The organism is Caloranaerobacter longqiensis (assembly GCF_050286925.1).
Classification (GTDB): Bacteria; Bacillota; Clostridia; order Tissierellales; family Thermohalobacteraceae; genus Caloranaerobacter.
Map to the genome: position 1 here is coordinate 19,711 of NZ_JBFWFX010000005.1, position 14,715 is coordinate 34,425.

Below are 14,715 nucleotides of genomic sequence, written 5' to 3' on the forward strand. Positions count from 1 at the left end.
AGAGCTAAAGTTTGAGCACAAAGGGGAGAGGCATAATGAAAAATAGATATAAAACATTACATAAATATGGTGAAGATGAGATTATTATTAACAAATCAAGATTTATTGGATATGCTAAACCTATAAATAGTGAACAAGAAGCACTTGAATTTATTAATGAGATAAGGACTAAACACAGAGATGCAACACATAACGTGTATGCTTATGTTTTCGGTGAAAATAACAACATACAAAGATATAGTGATGATGGAGAGCCTACTGGAACTGCAGGAATACCAGTTCTTGAAGTTATAAAAAAGGAAGATTTGAGGAATGTCGTTGTGGTAGTAACTAGGTATTTTGGTGGAATTAAGCTTGGAGCCGGAGGATTAGTTAGAGCTTATACTAAAGGAGCAAAGATTGGTATTGAAGCTGGGACTATTGTTGAGAAGGTATTATTTAAAAGAATAATGACAAGAATAGATTATACTTTATATGGAAAAGTTGAAAATGATTTACTTAAAGATGGTTATATTATAGATAATGTTACTTATGATACAGCAGTAAATTTATTTATTTTATGTGAAATAGATAAGATAGAGGAATTAAAAAATATATTAATCGATATAACTAATGGTAGAGCACAAATTGAAGAACTAGATGAAGAATATTATTCAGTAAAGAATGGTAAAATACTTAGGTAAAAATGTTTGTTTAACAAAAATATTCAATTTTTTAAGAATTAGAGCTATAATATACATAGGTAGGGTATCTATTATTTAGATAGGAGGGAATATAATATGGATAAAATTGAAATGAATAAAAAAGAAATGTTAGAAAAGAAAGTATGGGCGGTAGTAGGTGCTACAAATAATAAAGAAAAATTTGGCTATAAAATATGGAAAAAGTTGAAAGACAATGGATATGAGGTTTATCCGGTAAACCCTAAATATGACAATATTGACGGTGAAACTTGTTATCCTACATTGAAAGATTTACCTAAAATACCTGATGTAGTTGATTTTGTAGTTCCACCTAAAGTAACGTTAAAAGGTATAGATGATGCACATGAACTTGGAATAGAATATTTATGGTTTCAACCAGGAACAGCAGACGAAGAAGTCATTGATAAAGCTGAGAGTTTAGGTAAAAAAATAGTTTTTCATGATTGTGTTTTAGTAGCATTAGATTAGGAAAAAGGTTCCAATATGGAGCCTTTTATTTTTTTTTATAGCAAAATTCATAAATTCCCATAAAAAATAAAAAAACTGCAAAAATTTTTCTAAGCATTTCTGGATTGATGTTAACTGCAATCATAGAACCTACAAATGCACCAATTAGCCCAGTTATAATTATTGGAAAAGCTATTTTTAAAAGTATATTTTTATTATAGAAATGAATAAATAATGCAGTTATTGCAGTTGGTATAAATACTAAAAGATTAATACCTTGAGCTTCATGTTGAGTTAAGGCTGTAAATAAGATAAGACCAGGAATTAGTATAGTACCACCACCAATACCTAAACCACTTATTATTCCAGAAAAAAAACCTATAATAAACAGAATCATTTAATCACCATCCTAATTGCTGCGATAATCATAAAAATGCCAAAGATTTTCCTTAGTATATTCGTAGGAATTTTATTTAATAATTTTGATCCTATTATACTTCCTAAAATTGCTCCGATAATCACAGGTATTGCTACTTTGTAAACCAACATTCCCTGTTTTAAATAAATAAAAGTGCTAATAAAGGTAATAGGTAAGATTATAAAAATTGCTGTAGCGTGAGCTTTATGTTCTTCTATACCTAATAAAAATACAAGAGAGGGTACTATAATAGTACCTCCACCTGCCCCAAATAGACCATTAATTATTCCTGTTATAAAACCTACTATTAAAGACTTATATATTTTTTTATTTAGTATCATACTATCACCATAAAAGATATTTTATTTGTAAATTTTCCTTAAGTAGCTTTAATTATTCACTTGACAAAAATTAATATAAAAAATATTATATACATATAAACCTATAAGAATACTAGGGAATAAAAGGAGGTTTATTATGATTTATAATAGTATAATAGAAACGATAGGAAATACTCCTATAGTAAAATTAAACAGAACAGTTGATAAAAATAGTGCAGATGTATATGTAAAGCTAGAGTATTTTAACCCTGGAAGTAGTGTTAAAGACAGAATAGCTTTAAGTATGATTGAACAAGCAGAAAAAGAAGGTAAATTAAACAAAAATTCAGTTATAGTAGAGCCTACTAGTGGAAATACAGGTATAGGATTAGCTATGATTGGTGCAGCTAAAGGCTATAAAGTAGTTCTAGTAATGCCAGATACAATGAGTTTAGAGAGAAGAAACTTATTAAAAGCTTATGGTGCTGAATTAGTATTGACTCCTGGTGCAAAGGGTATGAAGGGAGCAATAGAAAAAGCAAAGGAACTTGTAGAGAAAAATGAAAATTACTTCATGCCGCAGCAATTTGAAAATCCAAGCAATCCAGAAATTCATAGAAGAACAACTGCAAGAGAAATTATAGAACAAATGAATGGAGAATTTGATGTATTTGTAGCTGGAGTTGGTACAGGAGGTACTATAACTGGTGTTGCTCAAGTACTAAAGCAAGAGATGAAAAACGTAGAAATTGTAGCTGTTGAGCCTGAAAAGTCACCTGTTTTGTCTGGAGGACAGCCTGGGCCACACGGAATACAAGGTATAGGAGCTGGTTTCATACCAAAAATATTAGATAAAGATTTGATAGATAGTATAGAAAAAGTAAGAGATGAAGATGCAATTAATACAATAAGAAAAATAGCTAGAAATGAAGGAATGTTACTAGGTATATCATCAGGTGCAGCTATATATGTAGCTTTGAATAAAGCAAAGAAATTAGGAAAAGGTAAAAAAGTAGTTGTAATTGCTCCTGATAATGGAGAAAGATATTTAAGTACAGGAATATTTGAGTAAACTATTTACTATCTCCATTAAAAGTGGTATTTTACACTCAAATATTTAAGTATAGTGGCATTATTTTTCATAACAAAGGGTTATCAACATCAAAATAAGATAATTAAATTTTTGATGTTGATAACCTCTAAAACTATGTACTAGGTGTTTGTGATTGTTGCAAAGCTATAATTCCTTTCCACATTCATTACAGAACTTTGCATTTTCATCATTTAATTTACCGCAATTTCTACATCTAATCTTGACAACCTCTTTTGTAACCGAAGAAGATTTCCCATTAAAATTTTTTAAAATATCTATATTTTCAACAACATCATTAATCATTTTCCCTTTTGCAGTATTAAAGGGTTTTAAATCTTCTCTAGCTTTTTCTGGGTCAAGTATGATTCCTGAACCAGCAGCACCTCTTTTCCCAATGTTTTGTAAAATAGCACCTGCGATTACAAGAATCATACCAATTGGAGCTCTAACAAATGCAGAACTAATACCACCAAAGTTTGGTTCATTAATAGCTGTAAATCCAATGAAAAATACAGAGAAGAACATTAGAAAACCAATGATTGTAAGTGAAATTCCTATATAGTATGTAACTTTTCTTTTAGTAGAAATTTTATTTGACACATAATCCCCCCGTATTAGTTTTATTTGGTAATTATTATATAGTAAGTAAAAACAAATTTCAAATTAGTCGTTTAATTATAATATTTGACAGATAAAAATATATTTGCTACCCTATACTATAGGTATATTTAGGTATATTAATATTTATGAAGAAGTAGTGTTTAACATTAGATTTTAACTATTAAGTTGTTAAGGTGTGTTTAAAATTAAGCAGCTTTTTTAAAAATATTGCTTTTATGCTTTTGACTTTCTAGCCCATTTTGCTGACATTGTTTTATATCTGTTTAATTTAGAACCTAACATGAATGTGTTATTACAAATGATAGGTTTAAGTAGCATATATAAAATCATTTAATTTCAATGTTTGGATGTTAAACTTTTGGATATTACGTAACACTTAATGGAGGGTAGTAATATGGAAAATATAGAAAGAGTATGCGATAATTTAGTAAATTGGTTAAGAGATAAAGTTCAAGAAGCGGGATGTAAAGGTTTAGTTGTTGGATTAAGTGGTGGTATTGATTCAGCTGTAGTAGCTGCATTAGCTAAGAGAGCTTTTCCTGAGAATTCATTAGGTGTAATAATGCCGTGTCATAGTAACAGCGAAGATGAAGAACATGCTAGATTAGTAGCAGAAACAATAGGTTTAAAGACAGTTAAAGTTGATTTATCAAAAACGTTTGATAGTTTGTTAGATGAATTAAAAGATGATGGGACTAATCTATTAGCAGTATCTAATATAAAACCAAGATTAAGAATGACAACATTATACTATTTTGCACAAAAGAACAAATATTTAGTAGCAGGTACAGGTAATAAGAGTGAGTTGACCATAGGATATTTCACTAAATATGGTGATAGTGGAGTAGATTTACTTCCTATTTCAGATTTTGTTAAATCTGAAGTAAAAGAGTTAGCGAGATTCTTAGGTATTCCTGAAATAATTATAAATAAACCACCTTCAGCCGGTTTGTGGGAAAATCAAACTGATGAAGGTGAGATGGGATTTAGTTATAAAGAGTTGGATTCTTTCATATTAACAGGTAAAGCTGATCCGAAAGTGAAAGAAAAGATAATCAAAATGAATAAATTGAGTGAGCATAAAAGAAGAATGCCACTGATGTTTAGGAGAGAAGGGTAAAGGAGGTAAATTATGGCAGGACACTCAAAATGGGCTAATATAAAACATAGAAAAGGAAAACAAGATGCTAAGAGAGCAAAGATTTTTACAAAATTAACTAGAGCTATAATAGTAGCTGCTAGAGAGGGAGGAGCAGATCCGGAATATAATACTGCGTTGAAAAACGCTATAGAAAAAGCTAAAGCTGCGAATATGCCAAATGACAATATAGAGAGAGCGATTAAAAAAGGTGCTGGAGAATTAGATGGCGTTAACTATGAAGAAATAACATATGAAGGTTATGGACCAGGAGGAATTGCAGTACTAGTTGAAGTATTAACAGATAATAGAAACCGTACTGCATCTGATATAAGACATTATTTTAGCAAATTTGGTGGAAATTTAGGCTCTACTGGTTGTGTTTCATTTATGTTTGATAGAAAAGGTATATTAATCATAGAAAAAGAAGATGGAATTGACGAAGAAGAACTAATGATGCAGGCAATAGAAGCAGGGGCAGAAGATTTTATAACTGAAGAAGAATATTTTGAAATAACTACAAGTCCAGAAGATTTTGCAAGTGTAAGGGATTCATTAAAACAAGCAGGATACACATTCACAACTGCAGAGATTTCTTTTATACCTCAAAATACAACTAAGTTAACTGATGAAGAGGATATCAAAAATATGACTAAACTTATAGATGCCCTTGAGGACAATGATGATGTACAGAATGTGTACCACAATTGGGAGATGCCAGAGGATTTGGAGTAGTTTAGTCTTAAATATAGTTAAATCAATGAATTTAGCAATTAAGTAAAAAATATAAAGTCTAAAAAATGGCTTAAATGACGACAAACAATACACCTTTTTCATGTTATGTATAATACGAAAAAGGTGTATTGTTATGTATTTATTGAATGATTAGCACTTGTTCAAAAAGTCGTCGACCCCCAGTAGTGCAAAAACCCCTGGGGATCGACGACTTTTTGTTTTTTGCACAAAACGTGTAAATTCCAATGTATAGAAGGGTGAAACCCTAGCATATTAGTAGGAATTAACGCAAAAAATCAATAATTGACAAAATTTTTTAAATATAGTAATATCAATATAAGCGATTGGTTTCTAGCACCTATAAGGAATTGAAACTAGAAGAAAAGCAAATAAAATATCATAGAGGGAAAAGAGTCTCTAGCGTACCTATAAGGAATTGAAAGTTGAAAAAGATTTTTCAAAGCCTTGGAAAGAGTTAAAAATGGCAGAAGATGAGCATTTAACAGGATTTAATTATATGTCGACCATTGAGGAGTTGTATAAAAATGATTGATTTAGATAAATTAATTGAATTATATGGAATGGATGTATCAGATGATTTAGAGGTAAGTCCATTTGAGTATGTTGAAACATTTCTGATTAGAAGTGAGATTGAGAATAATTATGAAAAATTAAATGAGTTTCAAAAGAAAAAGTTAGAAAAATATGATAAGATTTTATTAAAAAGAGCAAAAGAATTTGTTTTCTATTTAAAAGAACCATTTCCGGGCTGGAATAATAAAGAACCTAAAGAACATTGGTGGTGGCATTTGGATAAAGTTTTAAATGATGACAATTAGATTCCTATTTAATATCAATTATAAGTAGGTAGTAAATAGAAGTTTAATAAATAGAAGTTTATAGCATAGTTCTTACTCCAGAGTTGTTTATTTTGTTTGATAATTTTATTCGATACTAAGTAAGAACTTATGCTATTTTTATTTTTTTGATAATGTTAATAGTTAAACTTTTGTCTTTATTTAATTAAAATTAAATTATATTACCTATTGACTTATTAATAATTCTAAAGTAGGATAGATAGAGTCTACTGTTATTTAGAAGATAAAACGAATTAGCTTTATCGTAAGAGAATAATTTAAATAAACACTTAGTTTATCTAAAGAAAAAAGAGTTATATTGTTTAAACCTCCTTTTTTATGGTAATAATTGCTAGATGGAGGGATATCTATGTCGACTGCACCCAAAAAACTATGGGATATATATGAAGGACTTAAAAATCAATTTTTATTTCATAATGATATTAATTCAATTTATATCTTATTAGCTTTATATGACTTAGAAGAAAATATAAGCAATATACATCCTAAATATACATGCACAAAAAGTATTAAAAGGCGTATTAAATATATATTAAAAAGTAGGACAAACAGAGAATTAATAGCACGAAATATAAGTGTATTAATTCATGAAGATATAAATAGATTGGAATTATGTTTTTATTTAGAAGGTTATAAGTACGGCTATAATAATAAAAAGTGGGTAGATAGATTAGAAAAAAAAGCTATAGAATTATATGGCATTGAAGGACTTTATAACAATAATTATTTATTTCACTATGACTTTAGTAATCTTGAGATAATTGAGTTAAGAAGAGCTTTAAGGAGAGAAATTGATAGTAAAGAGAAGAAAGATAGGCAAATAGAAGGTTTAGTTTATACATTTTGCAACAAAATTATAAAAAAGAAGATAAAAGATTTAGATAAGTACGTTGATAAGCAGTTAAAAATAGACTTTAATCCTTATAATTACAGTATCAAAGAAGAAGATTATAAACTAAAGGAAGAAGAACAGGATAAAATTTATCATTCTGTTGTGAGTGTCATTGTAAAAAATGTAAAAGATATATATAAAGATGCATGTTGGTATGCTATCAATGATAAGGTTTTAAAAAGGTATATATAAATATTTGAATGTATATAATTTGGTAATCTGGAAAAAATATTCCTCAAGAGATTAGGAGGGATATTTATGAAAAAGATTTCAAAAGCTGCATTTGTAACTTTTGCATTTTCACTGCTTTTAGTAAGCTTTATATATGGATATAACATAGGGGACAAGAAAGCTATTGAGAAACCTCAAAAGGAACTAACAATTAAAGGTGCAGAAAATAATATTATTGACCATAAAAATGATAGCAATGCTAAAATTATTGAAGAAGAAGAGAATGTTATTGGACCTAATACTGTTATTGAATATATAAATTATTATAAGAAATGCAATGATACTTTAACTCAAATAGAAGAACCAGAAAAAACAATAATAAATTTTAATGAAGAAGATTATAAGAAGTATTTAGAAACAAATCATCCAAATTGGCAATTATTATCTTTTTCAAGTGGAAAAGTTATAGTTAAGAGGGATTTAGATAGGTATTGTCCAAATCATTACATAATAAGTGTCAAAGATAATAAGATTGCTATATTTAAGTTTAATGATATGGGCGAAAAAGTATTAATTGAAATGATAAATAAATCTGTATCAACTTTAAAAGAAATAGATCAGGAAAAATTAAAAAGAGGTATAGTCGTGGATTCAGAAGAAGAAATAGGAGATATTTTAGAAAATTTTATAAGCTAAAAGCTAGGATAATGTTAAAACCTAGCTTTTTTGTTCTAATTAATTGTGGTAAAATATTTATGTACTACTGTATGTTTGCATAGGGAGATGATTTAATGATTATAGTAGGAATAGATCCAGGAATTGCAATAGTAGGTTATGGTATTATTGAAAAAAAGGGGAATAAACTTAAAGCTATAAAATATGGAGCTATAACAACTGAACCGGATATTTCATTACCATATAGATTAAAAATCGTTTATGATGAGTTAACAAAAATCCTTTTAGAATACAAGCCTGATGCATTTGCTATAGAAGAACTTTTTTTTAATAAAAATGTAAAGACTGCTATTACTATTGGACAAGCTAGAGGGGTTGAAATATTAGCAGCTGTTAATTGTGGAATAGATATTTATGAGTATACTCCACTTCAAGTTAAGCAAGGTGTTGTAGGTTATGGTAGAGCACAAAAAAAGCAAGTTCAAGAAATGGTAAAACTGTTATTAAATCTAAAAGAAATTCCAAAACCTGATGATGTTGCGGATGCTTTAGCTGTTGCGATATGCCATGCACATTCTGGTAGGTTCAAAGACCTATTTAAAATTAGATAATATAGGAGGAATTAGATGTTCAATTATATAATTGGAGATGTAAGTGAAATAGGAGAAGATTACATAGTAATAGATAATCATGGAATTGGTTATTTTATCAATACATCAAAAAATACAATTTGTAATTTAAAAGATAACTTAAAAGGAATAAAGATTCATACGCATTTTCATGTGAGAGAAGATGGTATTAGTATATATGGATTTATTAGCAAAGAAGAGTTAGAAATGTTTAAATTATTATTGTTAGTATCTAAGATAGGTCCTAAAGTAGCTCTTGGTATACTTTCATCGTTAACACCAGATAGTATTAAACAAGCAATACTAAATGAAGATATAAAATTACTTTCAACAGCCCAAGGAATAGGCTTAAAGACAGGTAAAAGAATTGTTCTAGAATTAAAAGATAAAATAAAAGATGAGATATTTACGGAAACCAATATTTTTAAAAGTGATTCATCTATTGATGAAGCTGTTGGAGCATTAATTTCTTTAGGATATAGTAGAACAGAAATAAATGATGTTTTATCTAAAACCGATACATCAGGTTTGAAAACAGAAGAAATAATTAAGATTGCCCTAAAGAAATTGTCAACCAAGTAGGGAGGAATAATTGATGAGTAGTATCACAGAAGAAAGTAGAATAATTACAAGTAATTTAAAATATGAGGATTATGAAATAGAAAATACATTAAGACCGAGAAGAATCGATGATTATATAGGACAAAATAAAGTAAAAGAAAAACTTAAGATATTTATTGAAGCAGCTAAGAAACGGAATGAATCATTAGACCATGTTCTACTTTATGGGCCACCTGGTCTCGGAAAGACAACATTAGCTAATATCATAGCCAATGAAATGGGAGTTAATATAAAAATCACATCAGGACCAGCTATAGAAAGACAGGGCGATCTTGCTGCAATATTAACTAATTTAGAAGAAAATGATGTTCTTTTTATAGATGAGATACATAGATTAAATAGAAATGTTGAAGAAATTCTTTATCCGGCGATGGAGGACTACGTATTAGATATAGTTATAGGAAAAGGCCCTAGTGCTAAGTCAATAAGATTAGATTTATCTAAATTTACTCTTATTGGAGCTACAACAAGGGCGGGTTTGTTAACATCACCATTAAGAGATAGATTTGGAGTTATATGTAAATTGGATTTTTATGATGTAGAAAATCTAAAAAAAATAATAATAAGGTCAGCGTATATTTTGGGTGTAAAAATTGATGAAGATGGTGCTAATGAGATAGCGAAGCGTTCAAGAGGAACACCACGTATTGCAAATAGACTCCTTAAAAGAGTCAGAGATTATGCGCAAGTTGTAGAAAATGGGATTATCACAAGAAGTGTAGCACAAAAAGCTTTAGAATTATTAGAAGTAGATGAAATGGGATTAGATAATGTAGACAAAAAATTATTATATACAATAATATATAAATTTAACGGAGGTCCTGTAGGTCTTGATACATTAGCAGCTTCTACAGGGGAAGAAAGTAATACTATAGAAGATGTTTATGAACCGTATTTACTCCAACTTGGATTTATTAATAGAACACCTAGAGGTAGAGTTGTAACCAAAAAATGTTTAGATTATTTCAATATTAAAATAGATGAGTTGGGGTGAAAAAAATGGAGTCATTAGGTAGATTTCTTGTAATAACAGGTCTTATCTTCATTATTTTAGGTGGATTTTTAATAATATTGCAAAAAGTAGGGTTAGGGAAACTGCCTGGTGATATTGTATATCAAAAAGGTAATTTTACTTTTGTTTTTCCAATAGCTACAAGTATTGTTTTAAGTATAATTTTATCAATAATTTTAAATATTTTTTCAAGACTTAAGTAAAAATACGATACGGTTTAAGGGGTGAAATTTTGAATGTAAGAAGAGTTTTGATAATAATTTTAACAGTAATGTTAGTCCAATTTATTTCTCTAAATGTTTTAGGCGATGAAAATGATATCAAATATATAAGAGTAGGTCTTAAAAATCCGATGGTATATAAAGATCAAGCAGTTATTAGCACTAATAATGGTTTTGCTATTGGTACTATAGATAGCAGCTTTAATGAAATATTAAAAACTGATGCAAAGAGTTTATTTATTAGATTAGATGATTTTTATAAAATTGAGAATGATGATTTAAAATTAGTTAATGAAGATGAGCAGCCAGATTATGGACCATATCATTTAGAAATAAAAGGAGAATATGAAGAATATGACGATATAAAAGCTGAAATTACTAATTTAAAAAAAATTGATGTTAAAGCATATCCGTATTATAATGGCAAGTTTAGAATTTGGTTAGGATTTTATAAAACTTATGAAGAGGCATTGACAGAGGCAGGGATATTTTCAGAAAAACTTGGCAAACAAATTAATATAATAGATAAAACTGAAACGAGAATTGTAATTGAGGATACTGAAGGAAATGTTTTATTAGTGTTAAATCCAGATGCAAAGATTTATATTAAAAGTAATGTAGCTGAAGGCTATGAAAGTATAGTAGCTGTAAATGGAAGTAATTATAGAGATTATTTGACTTTAAATAGAGTAGATAAAGAGCTTATAATTATAAATTATCTTCCACTTGAGCATTATTTATATGGCGTAGTACCTAGGGAAATGTCTGTGAACTGGCCTCTTGAAGCACTAAAAGCACAAGCAGTAGCAGCTAGAAATTATGCGTTAATTAGTATGAAAAAACATGAGGATTTAGGATATGATTTGTGTGATACACAACATTGTCAAGTATATGCGGGCTATGATTGGGAAAGTCTAAAAAGTAATAAAGCTGTTGATGAAACTTATGGAAAAGTTTTAAAATATAACGGTGAGTTGGTAAATGCATATTTTCATTCTACTAGTGGAGGACATACTGAAAATAGTGAAAATATTTGGGAATATAAAATTCCTTATTTACGTGGAGTAAAAGATGATTTTTCTATAGGTTCACCAAATGATAGTTGGCAGTTAGTTTTAAACAATAAAGAGATAAAAGAAAAACTTGAAGCAAATGATATAAATATTGGAGATATTTATTCCATTGAACCCTTAGCTCGTTCTGATTATGGTAGAGTATTAGAATTGAAAATTGAAGGAGCTGACGGAGTAGAAATACTAAAAAAAGAAAAGAGTAGAAAAGTATTTGGATATGGTTCATTAAAAAGTACTTGGTTTAATGTAAAGTCAGATGCTGATGTGTATGTTGTTAATGGAACTGATTTTGAACCTGTTAAAACAACTCTAAATAAAGTTTATATTATTTCAGCAAATGGTATAGTTACTAGCACTAGAAATGTGTATTCTCAGGTTAAAATAACAAATGGAGATAAAACCAATATAATGCCTGTAATACCTAATATGTATATTTTTGAAGGTAGAGGTTGGGGACATGGAGTTGGTATGAGTCAATGGGGTGCTAAGAAAATGGCTGAATTAGGATATAATTATAAACAGATATTAGAATACTATTATACTGGAGCAAAAGTAGAGTAAAGGATGTGGTGAAATGAGGAGGCAAGATTTTTATTTTGATTTACCAGAAGAACTTATAGCACAATATCCAATAGAAAAAAGGGATAGTTCAAGACTTATGGTATTGGATAAAAAAACTGGAGCTATTGAACATAAAGAATTTAAGGATATAATTGACTATTTAAATAAGGGGGATTGTTTAGTATTAAATGATACTAGAGTAATACCTGCAAGACTCTTTGGTCAGAAAGAGAAAACGGGTGGGAAGATTGAATTTTTACTATTAAATAGAATTGAAAAAGATAAATGGCAAGTATTAGTGAAACCTGGTAAAAGAGCAAGAGTAGGAACTACATTTGTTTTTGGTGATGGGATTTTAAAAGCCGATGTACTGGATATCGATGAAGAAGGTATTAGAATAGTTGAATTCAAATATGATGGAATTTTTGAAGAAGTACTAGATAGATTGGGGGAAATCCCTTTACCACCATATATAAAGCAAAAATTAGAAGATAGAGAAAGATATCAAACAGTATATTCAAAAAAAGAGGGCTCAGCAGCTGCTCCGACTGCTGGACTTCATTTTACAGAAGAACTATTGGAAAAAATTAGAGAAAAAGGAGTGGAAATTGTATATATAACTCTTCATGTAGGACTTGGAACTTTTAGACCTGTTAAGGTTGATAATTTAGATGAACACAAAATGCATTCTGAGTTTTTTGAAGTTAGTGAAGAAGCAGCAAATACAATAAATGAAACTAAGAAAAAAGGTGGAAAAATAATAGCTGTAGGTACAACAACAACTAGAACTTTGGAGTCATCAAGTAATAATGAAGGATTTGTTGTTCCTAAAAAAGGATGGACAGATATATTTATTTATCCAGGTTATAAATTTAAAGTTATTGATAAACTTATTACAAATTTTCATTTGCCTGAATCTACATTAATCATGTTAGTTAGTGCATTAGCAGGCAGAGAAAATGTTTTAAGGGCTTATAATATTGCTGTTAAAGAAAAATATAGATTTTTTAGTTTTGGAGATGCTATGTTAATAAAATAAGTAAAGGAGGCAACTAATGGCTGTAAAATATGAATTAATTAAAGAATCTACCGAATGTAAAGCAAGATTAGGTAAACTACATACACCTCATGGCATAATTGAAACACCTATATTTATGCCTGTTGGTACTAGAGCGACTGTAAAGACAATGACTCCAGAAGAATTAAAAGATTTAGGAGCTCAAATTATATTAAGTAATACATATCATTTATATTTAAGACCAGGTCATGAATTGATAAAAGAAGCTGGAGGACTTCATAAATTCATGAACTGGGATAGACCAATACTTACAGATAGTGGTGGTTTCCAAGTCTTTAGTTTAGGTGACTTAAGAAAAATTACTGAGGAAGGTGTTGAGTTCAGGTCTCATATAGATGGCTCTAGACATTTTATAAGTCCTGAAAAGTCAATTGAAATACAAAATGCATTAGGTTCAGATATAATTATGGCGTTTGATGAATGTGCACCATATCCTAGTGATAGAGATTATGTAAAACATTCTCTTGAAAGAACAACTAGATGGGCTAAAAGATGTAAGGAAGCACATAGAAATCCAGATACTCAAGCATTGTTTGGAATAGTTCAAGGTGGCGTGTATAGAGATTTAAGGGAGCAAAGTGCAAAAGAAATTGTGGATTTAGATTTTCCAGGATATGCGATTGGTGGATTAAGCGTGGGTGAGCCAAAAGAGCTTATGTATGAAGTACTTGATTATACAGTTCCACTCTTACCTAAAAATAAGCCTAGATATTTAATGGGAGTTGGCAGTCCTGATTGTTTATTTGAAGGGGTAATAAGAGGTATTGATATGTTCGACTGTGTTTTACCTACTAGAATAGCTAGGAACGGTACTGTAATGACAAGTCATGGGAAAGTTGTAATCAGAAATGCTAAATATGCAAGAGATTTTGGTAAACTTGACCCTGAGTGCGATTGTTATACTTGTCGCAACTATTCAAGGGCGTATATTAGACACTTGTTTAATGTAAATGAGATTTTAGGAGCTAGACTTACTACTATACACAATTTGTACTTCTTGTTAAAGTTGATGGAGAATATTAGATTAGCTATTAAGGAAGATAGATTACTGCAATATAAAGAAGAATTCTTTAAAAAATACGGCTATATTAAATAGATGAAGGAATTAAATTGTTAACATAGAATATATAAAAAAGAAGGGGGGGATGGTATGCAACAGTATTCAGCATTATTGACGCCAATTCTATTTTTGGTTATTTTTTACTTTATTTTAATTAGACCACAACAAAAGAAAGAGAAAAAAATCAGAGAGATGAGAAATAATTTGAAGGTCGGTGATGAAATTATTACAATTGGTGGTATTCACGGGAAAATAGTAAAAATTAAAGATGAAATAATAACTATTGAAGTAGGTGCTGATAAAAATAGATTCAATGTTTCAAGATGGGCAATTGGTAATGTTGTAAATAATGAAAAATAATTTCGGTA

General features: G+C 29.2%; 19 protein-coding genes. 16 read left to right on the forward strand and 3 right to left on the reverse strand.

Features of this window, described 5'->3' with window-relative positions; all coding sequences use genetic code 11:
• Positions 1 to 35: 35 nt before the first annotated feature.
• Positions 36 to 683 (forward strand): YigZ family protein, encoded by a 648-nt coding sequence (locus tag AB4Y15_RS05855; protein WP_427339055.1) that lies wholly within the window; start codon positions 36 to 38, stop codon positions 681 to 683.
• A 96-nt stretch (positions 684 to 779) separates the two neighbouring features.
• A complete protein-coding gene (locus AB4Y15_RS05860; RefSeq protein ID WP_427339056.1) occupies positions 780 to 1,172 on the forward strand; it encodes a CoA-binding protein in 393 nt (130 codons plus the stop codon).
• Positions 1,173 to 1,197: 25 nt separating this feature from the next.
• On the opposite strand, the gene AB4Y15_RS05865 is transcribed toward AB4Y15_RS05860, so the two are convergent.
• Positions 1,198 to 1,548 (reverse strand): TSUP family transporter, encoded by a 351-nt coding sequence (locus AB4Y15_RS05865; RefSeq protein WP_427339057.1) that lies wholly within the window; start codon positions 1,546 to 1,548, stop codon positions 1,198 to 1,200.
• Positions 1,545 to 1,910: a sulfite exporter TauE/SafE family protein gene (locus AB4Y15_RS05870; protein ID WP_427339059.1), complete on the reverse strand. Its 366-nt coding sequence runs from the start codon at positions 1,908 to 1,910 to the stop codon at positions 1,545 to 1,547. Before AB4Y15_RS05870 ends, AB4Y15_RS05865 begins: the two co-directional genes overlap by 4 nt.
• A 136-nt stretch (positions 1,911 to 2,046) precedes the next feature.
• On the opposite strand from AB4Y15_RS05870, the gene cysK reads away from it, so the two are divergent.
• A complete protein-coding gene (cysK, locus tag AB4Y15_RS05875; RefSeq protein WP_427339061.1) occupies positions 2,047 to 2,961 on the forward strand; it encodes a cysteine synthase A in 915 nt (304 codons plus the stop codon).
• A 165-nt stretch (positions 2,962 to 3,126) separates the two neighbouring features.
• Here the strand turns inward: cysK and AB4Y15_RS05880 are convergent, their stop codons facing one another.
• Positions 3,127 to 3,582 (reverse strand): zinc ribbon domain-containing protein, encoded by a 456-nt coding sequence (locus tag AB4Y15_RS05880; protein WP_427339062.1) that lies wholly within the window; start codon positions 3,580 to 3,582, stop codon positions 3,127 to 3,129.
• A gap of 415 nt (positions 3,583 to 3,997) precedes the next feature.
• Between AB4Y15_RS05880 and nadE the strand changes: the two genes are divergently transcribed.
• From nadE to yajC, 13 genes are all read left to right on the forward strand, one after another.
• Positions 3,998 to 4,723 carry an NAD(+) synthase gene (nadE, locus tag AB4Y15_RS05885; RefSeq protein ID WP_427339063.1) on the forward strand — a complete coding sequence of 242 codons (726 nt, stop codon included), beginning with the start codon at positions 3,998 to 4,000 and terminating at the stop codon, positions 4,721 to 4,723.
• A gap of 12 nt (positions 4,724 to 4,735) precedes the next feature.
• Entirely contained in the window at positions 4,736 to 5,476 is a 741-nt protein-coding gene (locus AB4Y15_RS05890) for a YebC/PmpR family DNA-binding transcriptional regulator (protein ID WP_427339064.1), read from the forward strand.
• 545 nt (positions 5,477 to 6,021) lie between these two features.
• On the forward strand, positions 6,022 to 6,315 hold the full coding sequence (locus AB4Y15_RS05895; protein ID WP_427339065.1) for a hypothetical protein: 294 nt from the start codon (positions 6,022 to 6,024) through the stop codon (positions 6,313 to 6,315).
• Between the two features lie 388 nt (positions 6,316 to 6,703).
• Entirely contained in the window at positions 6,704 to 7,438 is a 735-nt protein-coding gene (locus AB4Y15_RS05900) for a hypothetical protein (protein WP_427339066.1), read from the forward strand.
• A 66-nt stretch (positions 7,439 to 7,504) separates the two neighbouring features.
• Positions 7,505 to 8,113: a BofC C-terminal domain-containing protein gene (locus AB4Y15_RS05905; protein ID WP_427339067.1), complete on the forward strand. Its 609-nt coding sequence runs from the start codon at positions 7,505 to 7,507 to the stop codon at positions 8,111 to 8,113.
• A gap of 95 nt (positions 8,114 to 8,208) precedes the next feature.
• Entirely contained in the window at positions 8,209 to 8,703 is a 495-nt protein-coding gene (ruvC, locus tag AB4Y15_RS05910) for a crossover junction endodeoxyribonuclease RuvC (protein ID WP_427339068.1), read from the forward strand.
• A gap of 15 nt (positions 8,704 to 8,718) precedes the next feature.
• Complete coding sequence (gene ruvA / locus AB4Y15_RS05915) at positions 8,719 to 9,303, forward strand: Holliday junction branch migration protein RuvA (protein WP_427339069.1); 585 nt, start codon at positions 8,719 to 8,721, stop codon at positions 9,301 to 9,303.
• A gap of 13 nt (positions 9,304 to 9,316) precedes the next feature.
• Positions 9,317 to 10,336, forward strand: a complete 1,020-nt coding sequence (gene ruvB, locus AB4Y15_RS05920) for a Holliday junction branch migration DNA helicase RuvB (RefSeq protein WP_427339070.1) — start codon at positions 9,317 to 9,319, stop codon at positions 10,334 to 10,336.
• Between the two features lie 5 nt (positions 10,337 to 10,341).
• A complete protein-coding gene (locus AB4Y15_RS05925) occupies positions 10,342 to 10,557 on the forward strand; it encodes a DUF2905 domain-containing protein (protein WP_427339071.1) in 216 nt (71 codons plus the stop codon).
• 29 nt (positions 10,558 to 10,586) lie between these two features.
• Positions 10,587 to 12,209: a SpoIID/LytB domain-containing protein gene (locus AB4Y15_RS05930; RefSeq protein WP_427339073.1), complete on the forward strand. Its 1,623-nt coding sequence runs from the start codon at positions 10,587 to 10,589 to the stop codon at positions 12,207 to 12,209.
• A gap of 13 nt (positions 12,210 to 12,222) precedes the next feature.
• Positions 12,223 to 13,248, forward strand: a complete 1,026-nt coding sequence (gene queA / locus AB4Y15_RS05935; protein ID WP_427339074.1) for a tRNA preQ1(34) S-adenosylmethionine ribosyltransferase-isomerase QueA — start codon at positions 12,223 to 12,225, stop codon at positions 13,246 to 13,248.
• Positions 13,249 to 13,264: 16 nt separating this feature from the next.
• On the forward strand, positions 13,265 to 14,383 hold the full coding sequence (gene tgt, locus AB4Y15_RS05940; protein WP_427339075.1) for a tRNA guanosine(34) transglycosylase Tgt: 1,119 nt from the start codon (positions 13,265 to 13,267) through the stop codon (positions 14,381 to 14,383).
• Positions 14,384 to 14,437: 54 nt separating this feature from the next.
• Positions 14,438 to 14,707, forward strand: coding sequence for a preprotein translocase subunit YajC (yajC, locus tag AB4Y15_RS05945; protein ID WP_427339076.1), 270 nt, complete (start codon positions 14,438 to 14,440; stop codon positions 14,705 to 14,707).
• Positions 14,708 to 14,715: the final 8 nt, after the last annotated feature.

Bases quoted from the DNA above. Each gene is read 5' to 3' on its own strand.
- AB4Y15_RS05895 (WP_427339065.1), top strand. From the start codon at position 6,022: ATGATTGATTTAGATAAATTAATTGAATTATATGGAATGGATGTATCA.
- AB4Y15_RS05900 (WP_427339066.1), top strand. From the start codon at position 6,704: ATGTCGACTGCACCCAAAAAACTATGGGATATATATGAAGGACTTAAA.
- cysK (WP_427339061.1), top strand. From the start codon at position 2,047: ATGATTTATAATAGTATAATAGAAACGATAGGAAATACTCCTATAGTA.
- ruvC (WP_427339068.1), top strand. From the start codon at position 8,209: ATGATTATAGTAGGAATAGATCCAGGAATTGCAATAGTAGGTTATGGT.
- yajC (WP_427339076.1), top strand. From the start codon at position 14,438: ATGCAACAGTATTCAGCATTATTGACGCCAATTCTATTTTTGGTTATT.
- AB4Y15_RS05865 (WP_427339057.1), bottom strand. From the start codon at position 1,548: ATGATTCTGTTTATTATAGGTTTTTTTTCTGGAATAATAAGTGGTTTA.
- AB4Y15_RS05860 (WP_427339056.1), top strand. From the start codon at position 780: ATGGATAAAATTGAAATGAATAAAAAAGAAATGTTAGAAAAGAAAGTA.
- AB4Y15_RS05925 (WP_427339071.1), top strand. From the start codon at position 10,342: ATGGAGTCATTAGGTAGATTTCTTGTAATAACAGGTCTTATCTTCATT.
- AB4Y15_RS05905 (WP_427339067.1), top strand. From the start codon at position 7,505: ATGAAAAAGATTTCAAAAGCTGCATTTGTAACTTTTGCATTTTCACTG.
- queA (WP_427339074.1), top strand. From the start codon at position 12,223: ATGAGGAGGCAAGATTTTTATTTTGATTTACCAGAAGAACTTATAGCA.
- AB4Y15_RS05870 (WP_427339059.1), bottom strand. From the start codon at position 1,910: ATGATACTAAATAAAAAAATATATAAGTCTTTAATAGTAGGTTTTATA.
- AB4Y15_RS05855 (WP_427339055.1), top strand. From the start codon at position 36: ATGAAAAATAGATATAAAACATTACATAAATATGGTGAAGATGAGATT.
- tgt (WP_427339075.1), top strand. From the start codon at position 13,265: ATGGCTGTAAAATATGAATTAATTAAAGAATCTACCGAATGTAAAGCA.
- nadE (WP_427339063.1), top strand. From the start codon at position 3,998: ATGGAAAATATAGAAAGAGTATGCGATAATTTAGTAAATTGGTTAAGA.
- ruvA (WP_427339069.1), top strand. From the start codon at position 8,719: ATGTTCAATTATATAATTGGAGATGTAAGTGAAATAGGAGAAGATTAC.
- AB4Y15_RS05890 (WP_427339064.1), top strand. From the start codon at position 4,736: ATGGCAGGACACTCAAAATGGGCTAATATAAAACATAGAAAAGGAAAA.
- ruvB (WP_427339070.1), top strand. From the start codon at position 9,317: ATGAGTAGTATCACAGAAGAAAGTAGAATAATTACAAGTAATTTAAAA.